Origin of the sequence: Candidatus Cardinium hertigii, from assembly GCF_050864855.1 — a bacterium.
Classification (GTDB): domain Bacteria; phylum Bacteroidota; class Bacteroidia; order Cytophagales; family Amoebophilaceae; genus Cardinium; species Cardinium hertigii_C.
The window spans coordinates 25,295-37,029 of record NZ_JBOZWW010000008.1 but is presented as its reverse complement, the minus strand read 5'-3'; the positions used below and the strand labels follow the sequence as shown (position 1 = coordinate 37,029).

The following is an 11,735-nucleotide window of genomic DNA, read 5'->3' as shown; positions in this document are numbered from 1 at the left end:
AAGGTATTGTTCCTGTTATCCCTTCCAAGAAAAACAGAAAAACAAAACGTTATTTTGACAAGAATTTATATAAATTCCGACATCTTATTGAGAATATGTTTCTCAAAATTAAGCAATGGAGAGGAATCTCCACTAGGTATGCAAAGAACACAGCATCCTTCTTGGCAGCTGTCCAAATTAGATGTATCCATTTATGGGCTAACTTTTTATGACGACACTATCTAGAAGCATCTCTACTAATAAAGAACCATACTTGCCACTGGCTTCTAACACACAGTGATGCAATGATTTATCAAGTTGACCCAAAAAGATCTCAATGTCAATACGATCATTCTTATATGTACATGTAGTATATCCTTGATCTTTAGGGAAAGCAGCTACAAAACTACTTTTTGCTATATCGATACCTATATATTCCATATTGTTAGATATTTATATTAAATTAATTCATCTTTTTAACTATCGTCGCATAACACGGGCTTTAATGGCCGGCGAACTATTCAGTTTTTAAGATGAAAAGAGCTGGGGACTGAACGTTTCGGACAGTATCTAGTACTAATTACGTTGCGGACTTTTTCCAGCTCTTTAAATTAAAATAAGATTATTTAATACAAACGTACGACACATTTCTTGATTAATAACTTCTAAAAGCTCTTTAAACTGTGTTTTACAATCTAACCCATAGAAATCTGCCCACATTCTGAAGGCATCTCCCTGGTGGCCTGTGTTGAAAGATTTAAACTTCCATGTGCCTTTATCCTGATAGATAGACATAGAAGGCCTATCATCTTTTTCAGAGAATATAGATTTGTAATTTTTTTTTCTTACATTTGAATTAAATGTAGGAACCAAATGGCGGATAAGGTATTCCTCTCCTCCAGCCTTTTCAAGGACTTTTTCTTTTGTAATCATAAGGATTTTTGTTTAATCCCTTGAAAGGCTATTCCTTACATCTAATCCGGTGTCCAACCAAAATAAAATAAGAAATAGCCTTCTTCTGGAGGCTATTTCTTATTTTTATATACTCCTTATTTTTATCGCATTATAGTTATTAAAGTTGGGTTGTCTAAGCAAACTTTATTTACCCAATATAAATGAGGCAATTTAGTTTTTGCCAATACATTCTTTTTAACCAAATCAATAATTCCAGAAAGATATGCTGTTCTAGATGTATACCCGACAAATTTGTTAAAATCATCTAAATCAAATAAGAATTTTTCCTCTAAGTAAATCTTTTTATGCATCATATATCTTATAATATTTTGAGCAGATTTAGAAAGACCTAAAATAAATTCCATATCTATAACAGTCCCTATTTTCTTACCAAAAAAAGGGTTTTCTGTGAATTCCTCAAAATTTTTTATTCCTCTACTAGACATAACGCTAATATATATTATTTCTATATAAAACAAAAATAATATCATTTAATTTAACAAATTGTCATCATAGTAAATAACATGACTTTTACTTTATGTATAACCTAATAAGACTACAAACTGGTATATAATAGATATATAAGTTGACAGATAGTTGAAGGTTAATTGAAGGATTAAATTATATATCTATCAACCCATAAAAAATTGATTATCAATATATTATTGTAATAGTTGACAGGTTGACAGATAGTATACATAAACTATATATATGCATATATAATTATATATATACATAAGTATGTGTATAATCTCATTAAAAACTTTTATATATAACATTATTATCTGTCAACCCTTCAACCTTCTATATAGATATATTCGTTTTCAACGATAAAAATATTATTATTAGGTTGACAGATATATAATTTAATCCTTGAACCATCTGTCAACCCTTCAACCTATTTAAAATTAATTTTATATTTTGATAACCAAAACAATAAATATATTATTAATCAATTTTCATCCTACTCCCCCCATTTTTATAAAACCAGCCCTAAAAACCATATGATACTGATTATAAATTATTTATATATTTTGTATGTATATAAAGTCTTATTTTTTCAACCGACACTTAGTTTAGACACATACAAAACTAATATAACACTGATTATGAACTATTTCATATGTGTCTAGAAGCTATTTTTAACAAACGCGACAAAAACACACTTCAAAAAGTACTTATAACACTGATTATGAATTATTTCATATGTGTCCAGAAGCATTTTTAACAAAAAATAGCAAAAAGACACTTCATAAAAACTATATAACACTGATTTTGATATATTTATATATCTATGATGTGTCATTTTACCCCAAAAAGACACATATAGACACTTCAGACACATATAAATATTTGATATTCAGTCTAATAAAAGTACAACAAGTCTATTTTGATGTATTTACTACCAAAAGACACATATCCCCCTACCAATCCATAGATATTTCTAGCCCCATAACAGTAGGTTCCTTGCTTTGCTGCTTACGCAACTCATGTTCCTGCCCAGTACGCACCAGCTCTTTTTGGAGTACTTTAAGCATATCTTGATTACCCAATATGGATAACAACTCTTGACTCCAGTCTTTAGAACCAGGAGGAATAGAAGATTTACAAACCGAGACCGTTGCGATAGATAGTTATTGTAATTTTTGATAAGGTTGTAGTTGTATTTTTAGTAGTTTTTATGTTAAGGATGCATAAATTTAGTTATTTAGTGATTTTCAAGTTAATCTTTGTATATTTTAGATATACCATCCCCCTAAAAACCCTTTAAAATGATATTTGGAGCTCTATATAAATTATAGGCTATAGATTCCATAACATGTTGCGTATGCGTTTTATCAAGGCCTATATACCTAGTCCCTGCACTACGGAACCACCTCTTAATACTTCCAAATACCCTTTCTACTTTATATCGCGTCTTAGATACCAATTTATTAAACCGTTTAGCAGCAGGTGATAAAGGATGATTTCTACTACCTTTCTTTTGAATAGCTGATTTTAATTTCTTGTCTTTTAGTAAAGTTTCGTTGGGCAAACCGCTATAGCCTTTATCTCCATAGAGCCTGCTTCCTGCTTTTAGTGATACTTTATCCAATAATATAGGTAAATGGGCACCATCATGACTAGATGCTTTTGTAGTAGTGACTGCCAGAACTAAACCTTCTTTACTTTCTACAAGGACATGTCGTTTATACCCATAGTAAAGATTATGACCTTTTTTGGTCCAACTAGCTTCTGGATCTACCCCTTTTTGGTAACTCTGGGATACCTATATAGTACCATCCTCACGCAAATCATAGCTCTTTTTACCTTTGGGACATCTAGGAGTAGGGGTGATAGAGGCGTCAACAACTGCACCATGCTGAACCAATACACCATGGTTAGATAGTTGATCATTTATAATTTTTAACAATCTATCTAAAGCTTTTTTTTCTATAAGCGCAGTCCTAAATCTGCTTAATACACTATGATCTGGAACAGAATTATCCATCGATATACCACAAAATCTGCTAAAAGTAATACGATCATTTACTTCTTCTTCGACTTGGTAATCGCTCAGTTCATACCACTGCTCAAGCAATAGCATTTTAAACAAAAGAAGCGGGCTATAAGCAGGCTTGCCTGATAAACGTAAACCTTTAGGATAATACATACGCAGTTCTTTTTCTACTAATGACCAGTTAATCAAATTATTTATTTGATCAAAAAACGTATGCTTGCATTTACGCCGACTAGCTGATATATCTGATAAACTTAACTGACCACTTACTTTTATTGACATAATAATATCATAAAATTTTTATTACAAAACCTAAACAATAAATACAAGTTAAGCTTTTAATAAAATTAACAATTACTTTCTTATCCTAAAGTCTAAAAACCTATTGCAACGGTCTCAAACCATTTGTTGCACACCAGCCAGTTCACTTACTACTTTATCCATTTGCCTACCAGCCCGATCATTATCAAAAGCAAGCGTTACGGACAACCCATGGGACTTAGCATTAGCCAAAACAGTCTCTAATTCTTTTTTGATGCCTTCTGATAAACTACCGCAAGTAGAAATATACATCGTACTACCGTCATCCTTATGAATTTGTTTATGGCTTAAAGCGTCTATAGGGCTTTCTGTGACCACAATAGCCTTTACAGATTTGGATCAACTAAGACAGATAAACCCCTAGGAAGCCTTTTTGGAAGTATTTAGCACTATTCACAAAACCATCCTCAGAGATGCTTCCTTTGGAGTCAAACCCGTAGCTAATCGTACTACACATAACACCTTTCCCAGGATGATCTAAATCCTTGTATAAGGCAAAAACAGCTTGATCCCCTACTTTGGCACTTGGATAATGCTCGTAAGTAGAACGCTCAATACCCCTACAATGGAGATAATTAGTCGGTCCTGAAATACTGTATAATTATTTGTTAATCAGCAAATAAATGGTTAAATTTGTATTGGTTAATAACCAGTTTTAGAGTTGTTTTGTATAAAAAGCTTGCAAAATAAGGATGAAATCTAAGAAAATAAATAATAGCCTTGAGCGTTTGTTTGAGCAACGCTTATCTAGTTTTCTTAACCCGAAACATCCTTTATTCCAGTTATCTGATTCGATTCCTTGGCACTCCTTAGCATCAGATTTAGACCGCGGTTTTAGCTATGGACCTGGTCAACCTCCTTTGCCTATTCGTTTAATTATAGGTCTTCTCATTATCAGTCATATGTATAATATTTCTGATGAACAAGTAGTGGTTAGATGGGTAGAAAACCCTTATTGGCAATACTTTTGTGGATATGATTATTTTCAGTTTAAGGTGCCTTGTAACCCCAGTTCATTGACCCGTTGGCGCCATAGATTAGGTCAAGAAGGTCTCAATAAAATCTTATCTATGACTATAGACTTATCGCTAAAAAAAAAAGTAGTGACCCGAAAAGAACTTGAAAAAGTTATAGCTGATACTACTGTAATGGAGAAAAATATCCGTTACCCAACTGACTCTTCTTTGCTTAATAAAGCCAGAGAAAAACTGGTCAGTATAGCCAAGAAAACAGGTATTAAACTGCGTCAAACTTATCAGCGGTTAGGTCTATCTATTAAACGTAAAGTTGATAGGTATGCTCATGCCAAACAGTATAAACGTTTATCCAAGGGCGTTAAAACATTAAAAACCTATCTTGGTCGGGTAATAAGAGATGTAGAACGTTCTATAGCATCCTGTGATGATCTAATACGCAACCAATTTACGCGCCTACTATCTATAAGTAAAAAACTTATAAATCAATCAAAAAATAGTAAAGATAAAGTTTATAGTATCCATGAACCCTCGGTCTACTGTGTGAGTAAAGGTAAGTCTAGAAATCCTTATGAGTATGGTTGTAAAGTACAATTTACATTGACCCATAAAAAAGGTTTAATTGTTTCTACAGAAGCGATACATCCTAATGCTTATGATGGCCATACTTTAGAGAAGAGTTTATTACAAGCCGAGCAATTATCTGGTACCAAGGTAAAATATGCTTTCGTAGATAAAGCCTATAGAGGTCATAATATTCCTGTTAATGAATGTGATATATTTATAAGTGGTTCTAAAAGGGGTATAACCCCTGCTCTAAAAAAAGCTATAAAAAGAAGATCTTCTATTGAACCGCATATCGGTCATATGAAAGCCGATGGTAAATTATCCGTTAACTATTTGAAAGGTATTTTAGGAGATAAACTTAACGTTATTTTATGTGCTATTGCTCATAACCTACGACTGATTACAAGAAAATTATTCTTAATACCCTCACAGTCAAATAAATTAAAACCTATATAATTAAAATTCTTAATCCAAAACCAGTTATACCTATATCTTGGGTAAGAAAAATAGAGCGCCTGATAAACCATATATATTATAAAGAAATATCCATTCAATAAATTTATTCAAAAATAATATTTCAGGGCCGACTAATTAAAGCAAAAAAATGGAGTTAATTGTTTAAATGTAACAAAAATAAGGACAAAAAAGATTGACGCTCTTTATATAAAAATTCATCTTGGATTGAGGTTAATAGTTCCAACTTATATATTTTTTTCGTAAGATTGATAAATGACTTTAACTATTAGGCATACTTTATCTACTATTGTAGATATGTTCTTTATGGCATACTAGAGAATTTTTAAAATTACTACATTACTCACAGCAGTCATATGTTAAATAGAAGCGCCGGGAAAATCAATCGATTTTTTTTACATTATTTTTTATTGTATGCTATATTTGCAACCTGTTTTGCCTGCTTCAGCTGTAATGGTGTACGAACCGAGCTTATACCTAAACGAAACCCAATTTTAGGTAAGTTATCTGAAAAAGGGAAAACAAAGTACATAGAACTACTTGGAATCAATGATGATGCGGGAAAGCAAAAAATAGAAAAAGCTATTTGTAACATTAAAACGAGAGATGATTTAGAAAATTTTATAAACAACAATCTTGAAAATCATAGAAGCTATAATAGATTACTGAAGTTTCTACCCAAACCCGAACGACCTTCATTTCAAACATATTTTAATAAAGCTGACCTAAATGGACAAGCAAAGCTTATCAAGCAAAACGAAAAGCTATTGCAGCAGATTCAACTTACCTCGATCGAATGTCAACAACACTATATCGACTTGCTTGAGATCGTATCAAACCAAAAAGCTATTGAGTTAAAAAATAAAATTCTGGATGCTACTAAACCAGAAGAGATCAAACAACTGATTATATCCACCCTTCCTAATCCATTTCATAAACTGAATGATCATGAAAAAGCAAGCTTATCCCAACTGCCAGATCATGACCGACAAGAAATTCTAAAATCTATTCACTGCAATAGTCAAAAAGATGGTGTAGTGCACCATCATCCGGGTGCGTTAATTAAACAAAAAGAACAAGCACAACCAAAAAAAGATAAAGTGGTATCAGCAGATGGCTGGGGGCCTAAACTATCATTAGAAGGTGAAGAAAGAAAGCAATTTTTATTCTCCATTATGGAATTTTCTCAAGCAGATCAAAATTCCTTAAAAGAGCTTTTCGATAAAGTAAAACGGGATAGCATTGACAATTTTTTATCTGTTTACCATACAGGATTTAACAAACAAGAACGCATCGAACTTTTGGGAACCATCATTTACCTTTACAAAGGTTGGCCAACACTTACCATTAAATTGTGTAATGCACCTTCGTCATTGTCTTGGTTCGATAAATTTGGTTTATTTAAAAAAACCCAAAAGTATCAATTGAACCTATTAACTAAACTTGATGCACTATTACAAGAATAATATATTTTAACCATGAAAAAAATTGCAATTAATGGATTCGGTCGTATTGGTCGATTGGCTTTACGTACGATCTTAGGTTGTAATGATTTAGAGGTAGTAGGAATTAATGACCTAGCCAATAGTACAACTTTAGCTCATTTATTTAAATATGACTCCCACTATGGCCCTTTCAAAGGTGAGGTTACATGTGATGCTTCGAGCATTACCATATGCAAACAATACATTCAGGTCTATTCCTGTCCCGATCCATCTGTGTTGCCTTGGGCGAAACTAGGTGTAGATGTAGTCATAGAAGCTAGCGGTCATTTTTTAGATAAAAAGGGGGCGACCAGCCATTTGACAGCAGGTGCCAAACAAGTAGTGCTTTCAGCACCTGCTAAGGATCAAACCATTCCTACTATTGTACTGGGTATAAATGATGATATTTTAAGAACAAAACCAGTTATTTTATCTAATGCTTCCTGTACCACCAATTGTTTGGCACCAGTTGCTAAAGTATTAGATGAGCATTTTAGTATAGAACAAGGGGTCATTAATACGATTCATGCCTATACAGCTGATCAATCCCTACAAGATGCACCGCATAATGATTTAAGAAGAGCAAGAGCAGCTGCACTATCTATTATTCCTACCTCTACAGGAGCTGCCAAGGCAATAGGACTGGTAATGCCTCATTTAGCAGGCAAATTAGATGGAATTGCGATGAGAGTTCCTGTTTCAAATGGTTCAGTAGTAGACTTTACTGCACTATTAAAAAAAGAGACTACTAAGGAAGCTTTAAATCAGACCATGTATGAAGCAGCCCAAGGTCCACTTAAACATATACTGGCCTATACGGAAGATCCAATTGTTTCTGTAGATGTAATAGGCAGCACCCACTCTTCCATTTTTGATGGAAAGTTAACCTACGTTAATGGAAAATTGGTAAAAGTAATTAGTTGGTATGACAACGAAGGAAGTTACGCCCATCGACTGATAGACATTATACGATTGCTCTAATCGTCTAAATGATAAAAACAAGGTTATATTAGTTCTGCTTTTTACACAATGATTAAAACCATTTACTGAAAGCTTTTGGGAATTGGTTGCGTTAATTTTTGTTTATTACTATAAAACTTAAACTTACTAAGGTATAGGATATATCAAAAAAAAATTAGGTACAGAAATCAAAAAAAATATTGTAAAGAAGGCTACCCAACCATAGGGCCAATAAGAATAAGAAGTTTTACTTACTTACTTACTTACTTACTTACTTACGAAAGTACTTATCTCTTACGTAATGAAACAATAAATAATTCATTGCTATCATGTATAGTACTATAAAAATCAAAAAACCAGTTTTAAATGATACCATAAATCAAAAATAATAAAGTAATGAATTAAAGCCAAGAACAATTTCAATCTACAATTATTATTGAAACAATCCAAATATTCTACTACATATCTAGACTAGATACCCTTTATATGAGCCATTTTTCTTATTTGAAACGACATGATTTTTATATAGCATATTGTATGAGCTATTTTTTGATACCTGTTTAACCTAGATAAGCTTTTGTTGTTTTAAACGATTCCATTCTTGAATAAATAAACCCTTTCTTAGCGCATTATCTGAAATAATAATCTCTTTTAGATGACATGCTTTAATAATCACTTTAATAAGGACAGCGGATAATGGAATTAGCTTCAAAAAAACAGGTTCAATAGGAAGCTGTTTTTGCCAAATATCTACAGGAGTAGTTCGTATAATTTCATAAATTTTAAAAAACTGCTCGGCAGATATTTTTTTCACACTACTATTTGTTGCAATAGCTGAAGAACCATAGCAACAGGTATATAACATTAGTAATGTACGAAAAGCACCAGAACTTCCAACAAGTTGACTGGGTCTATACAGCTTATTTTTAACAAAAAGAGGTTCCAAAGCAGTGCAATAATAGTCTTCTAAAAACGCTACTTGAAGGGGCGTAATAGGCGCAGTATAGGGAAATTCAGCAGCCACACGACGTATACCCAATTTAAAACTTCTTGCCCACAACGATTGTAGATGGTCAAAAATAATACACTCTACACTCCCGCCGCCTATATCAACAATTAAGCCATTCCTATCTGTTAATCTAAAAGAAGAACTCACACCCTGATAAATTAACATAGCTTCGTCTATACCAGAAATAACTTCTACTTCAATATCAGTTTCAAAACAAATTGCTTTAATGACTTCAGCTGCATTAGTTGCATCACGCAAGAGGCTTGTAGCCTTGGTAACCACAAAGTGTACACCCTCTGCATCCAACTTTTTTCTAATGGCTACCATTGTATCTACAATATTTTTTTGTTCTTCTAATGAGATATGAGTAGCATCTAGGGGTTCTTGAGCCATAGCTCTTATAATTTTTTCTTGGTAAAGTACGGTATACTTTTCTCGATCAACTTCCCCTACTAAAACATTTATAACATTAGTACCCAGATCAATAACAGCTAATTTTGACATAATAATTACCATTAAAAAGCTGTTTTATTGCTTATTTTTTTTAATACCATAACACTAAATAACTATTTTCTTTTCAAGGAATGAGATACTCCATTTTAGATACAATGTTACATCGAGCATTAGTTTGTTTACTATTCTACCATAACCTGGAACATAATAGTTCAATACCTGACGATCATTATTATTTTCGGTCGAATGCAAAAGATGGCCTATGCCAAGCCCCATTCCTCCATAAAGTTGAGAGACCAATCTACACTCAGAACCTCCAACCAACTGCATCCAACCTGCTATATTGAACTGGTTCGAACCAGTTCGTCCGTCATTAAAAGTTGTAATAACATCAAATCGGCTATGTCCATAACCAATACCACAATAAGCATTGGTAATCGGATTGGGGTGCATTACATATAGTAGCGCTACTAAACCATAGTATCCATTTGAGTTATAATTACAATCTTTTTCTTGCAGCTGATAAGATTGATAGGCTGCATCAATGGAGAACTGTATTGGACCAATAGAATGGCAATCAACCCCTACTCCATAGCTTTTTTTTGGACTTTTCCACACATTTTGTAGCCATTCAAACCAATTTACCCTTATGCCAACATGCTGTAAAATAGGCGTATAATTGGCGACGTGGATGGTTTTAGCAACCAAAGAATATCGTAAAAGATCCATAACATTTCTATGTGCCACCTTGACCAAGGGATATTCCTCTTTTTCTATCTGGGGACCCTCTTTTGCTGAAAACTTATTGGCAATTTCTGGATCAGCATCTGCTTGAGCCTGCTCAAAGCACAAGCCATCGATATCAACCATAGAGCTATTTTCTGGATTAACTCCAAAGACTGTAGTGCTAAAAAATGTATAGACAACGGCAATACGTAAAATCTTTATCGCTAATGCACACTTCATAGTTAAAATACCAATATTTAAATTAAATCCACAATCAGATACTAAGCTTATGCTTTAGTACAGCCATAATCCATCTGTCTTTTTGACGTATATCCTTATGTAAGGATATTTGCTTAAAATTTGCGCAGTGCAATAAATCTATAATCTTTTCACCTAATGCTTCATTAATCTCTAAACAAAGTATACCATTGAGGCACAAATGACGAACCGCACATTTAATAATTTGTCTATAGAACAGAAGTGGATCATCATCATGGACAAATAAAGCCAAATGAGGTTCATAATCTAGCACATTTGGATCCATAAAAGCCTTTTCCTGTATGGATACATAGGGGGGATTGCTCACGATTAACGACCAATTAGATGAAGGAAGTGGATCTGTTAAGATATCTGCTTCTATAAAATGGACTGCTACATCTAACTGCGCTGCATTATAGACAGCAACTGCTAACGCTTCCTTACTTATATCAAGCGCATCTACTAAAGCCGCTGGAAATTGCTTCTTAAGCGTAATAGCAATGCAACCACTACCGGTTCCTATATCTAGGATAGAGGTAGGAGGTGAAAGATAACGCATTAAAAATATTACCCATTCTTCTGTTTCTGGTCGTGGAATCAGTACAGCAGGTGTTACCTTAAAGAGATTACCCACAAAATAGGCGGCGCCAATAACGTATTGAATGGGCTCATTCTTTTTTAATCTACCCAACCCATCCAAAAGATTTTTTTGAACAGCAGGTGAAATAGTACAGAGTGGATTGAGTACATAATCTGTTAGATCAACTTTTAAATAATAGTTCAATAATTGTTGCACTATAGCACTACATTCTAGTTGGTTGGGTATAGCCAAGGCTAACGACTGGCATAATAGATCTGATAATGTACGAAGAGGCATTTCAACTACAGAAGATGGCGTGTTAAAAAGTCGATTCATTGGATTTATATACAATACAATTTGATGGATTCATGCAGTTACTGACTTTTTTATAATCAACCTACCCTACTAGCTACTTTGAAGTAGGGCAACTTAAGTAAATATAAAAAGTTAATCCATAAACTAGCATAAAAATGCAACAGGATAGACAAAACAGATG

At 33.3% G+C, this 11,735-nt stretch carries 10 protein-coding genes and 3 pseudogenes; 4 read left to right on the top strand and 9 right to left on the bottom strand.

Annotated elements, in window-relative coordinates; genetic code table 11:
* Positions 1-212 (top strand): annotated as a pseudogene (locus ACRRVB_RS00665) (IS5/IS1182 family transposase); the annotation flags it as partial.
* Here the strand turns inward: ACRRVB_RS00665 and ACRRVB_RS00660 are convergent.
* The 6 genes and pseudogenes from ACRRVB_RS00660 to ACRRVB_RS00635 form a co-directional block, all read right to left on the bottom strand.
* Positions 199-420, bottom strand: a complete 222-nt coding sequence (locus tag ACRRVB_RS00660) for a hypothetical protein (protein WP_432466097.1) — start codon at positions 418-420, stop codon at positions 199-201. The pseudogene ACRRVB_RS00665 and the gene ACRRVB_RS00660 overlap by 14 nt on opposite strands.
* Before the next feature lie 165 nt (positions 421-585).
* Positions 586-912 carry a hypothetical protein gene (locus tag ACRRVB_RS00655; RefSeq protein ID WP_432466096.1) on the bottom strand — a complete coding sequence of 109 codons (327 nt, stop codon included), beginning with the start codon at positions 910-912 and terminating at the stop codon, positions 586-588.
* 122 nt (positions 913-1,034) lie between these two features.
* A complete protein-coding gene (locus ACRRVB_RS00650) occupies positions 1,035-1,379 on the bottom strand; it encodes a hypothetical protein (protein ID WP_432466095.1) in 345 nt (114 codons plus the stop codon).
* Positions 1,380-2,357: 978 nt separating this feature from the next.
* Positions 2,358-2,498 carry a hypothetical protein gene (locus tag ACRRVB_RS00645; protein ID WP_432466094.1) on the bottom strand — a complete coding sequence of 47 codons (141 nt, stop codon included), beginning with the start codon at positions 2,496-2,498 and terminating at the stop codon, positions 2,358-2,360.
* Between the two features lie 191 nt (positions 2,499-2,689).
* Positions 2,690-3,656 (bottom strand): annotated as a pseudogene (locus ACRRVB_RS00640) (IS5 family transposase).
* A gap of 173 nt (positions 3,657-3,829) precedes the next feature.
* A complete protein-coding gene (locus ACRRVB_RS00635; RefSeq protein ID WP_432466093.1) occupies positions 3,830-4,072 on the bottom strand; it encodes a toprim domain-containing protein in 243 nt (80 codons plus the stop codon).
* Positions 4,073-4,446: 374 nt separating this feature from the next.
* Here ACRRVB_RS00635 and ACRRVB_RS00630 point away from each other — a divergent pair.
* The 3 genes and pseudogenes from ACRRVB_RS00630 (at position 4,447) to gap (ending at position 8,234) form a co-directional block, all read left to right on the top strand.
* Positions 4,447-5,852 (top strand): annotated as a pseudogene (locus tag ACRRVB_RS00630) (IS5 family transposase).
* Between the two features lie 273 nt (positions 5,853-6,125).
* Positions 6,126-7,235 carry a hypothetical protein gene (locus ACRRVB_RS00625; RefSeq protein ID WP_432466092.1) on the top strand — a complete coding sequence of 370 codons (1,110 nt, stop codon included), beginning with the start codon at positions 6,126-6,128 and terminating at the stop codon, positions 7,233-7,235.
* Between the two features lie 12 nt (positions 7,236-7,247).
* Positions 7,248-8,234: a type I glyceraldehyde-3-phosphate dehydrogenase gene (gene gap, locus ACRRVB_RS00620; protein ID WP_432466091.1), complete on the top strand. Its 987-nt coding sequence runs from the start codon at positions 7,248-7,250 to the stop codon at positions 8,232-8,234.
* A 544-nt stretch (positions 8,235-8,778) separates the two neighbouring features.
* On the opposite strand, the gene ACRRVB_RS00615 is transcribed toward gap, so the two are convergent.
* Genes ACRRVB_RS00615 through prmC form a run of 3 tightly spaced genes read right to left on the bottom strand, consistent with a single transcriptional unit; the run spans position 8,779 to position 11,575 of the window.
* Positions 8,779-9,726, bottom strand: a complete 948-nt coding sequence (locus tag ACRRVB_RS00615) for a Ppx/GppA phosphatase family protein (protein WP_432466090.1) — start codon at positions 9,724-9,726, stop codon at positions 8,779-8,781.
* Positions 9,727-9,780: 54 nt separating this feature from the next.
* Entirely contained in the window at positions 9,781-10,641 is an 861-nt protein-coding gene (locus ACRRVB_RS00610; protein ID WP_432466089.1) for a hypothetical protein, read from the bottom strand.
* Positions 10,642-10,675: 34 nt separating this feature from the next.
* Positions 10,676-11,575 (bottom strand): peptide chain release factor N(5)-glutamine methyltransferase, encoded by a 900-nt coding sequence (gene prmC / locus ACRRVB_RS00605; protein ID WP_432466088.1) that lies wholly within the window; start codon positions 11,573-11,575, stop codon positions 10,676-10,678.
* Positions 11,576-11,735 lie beyond the last annotated feature (160 nt).

Excerpts from the sequence above, each read along its gene's own strand:
- gap (WP_432466091.1), top strand. The coding sequence starts at position 7,248 with ATGAAAAAAATTGCAATTAATGGATTCGGTCGTATTGGTCGATTGGCT.
- ACRRVB_RS00610 (WP_432466089.1), bottom strand. The coding sequence starts at position 10,641 with ATGAAGTGTGCATTAGCGATAAAGATTTTACGTATTGCCGTTGTCTAT.
- ACRRVB_RS00615 (WP_432466090.1), bottom strand. The coding sequence starts at position 9,726 with ATGTCAAAATTAGCTGTTATTGATCTGGGTACTAATGTTATAAATGTT.
- ACRRVB_RS00650 (WP_432466095.1), bottom strand. The coding sequence starts at position 1,379 with ATGTCTAGTAGAGGAATAAAAAATTTTGAGGAATTCACAGAAAACCCT.
- ACRRVB_RS00660 (WP_432466097.1), bottom strand. The coding sequence starts at position 420 with ATGGAATATATAGGTATCGATATAGCAAAAAGTAGTTTTGTAGCTGCT.
- prmC (WP_432466088.1), bottom strand. The coding sequence starts at position 11,575 with ATGAATCGACTTTTTAACACGCCATCTTCTGTAGTTGAAATGCCTCTT.
- ACRRVB_RS00655 (WP_432466096.1), bottom strand. The coding sequence starts at position 912 with ATGATTACAAAAGAAAAAGTCCTTGAAAAGGCTGGAGGAGAGGAATAC.
- ACRRVB_RS00625 (WP_432466092.1), top strand. The coding sequence starts at position 6,126 with ATGTTAAATAGAAGCGCCGGGAAAATCAATCGATTTTTTTTACATTAT.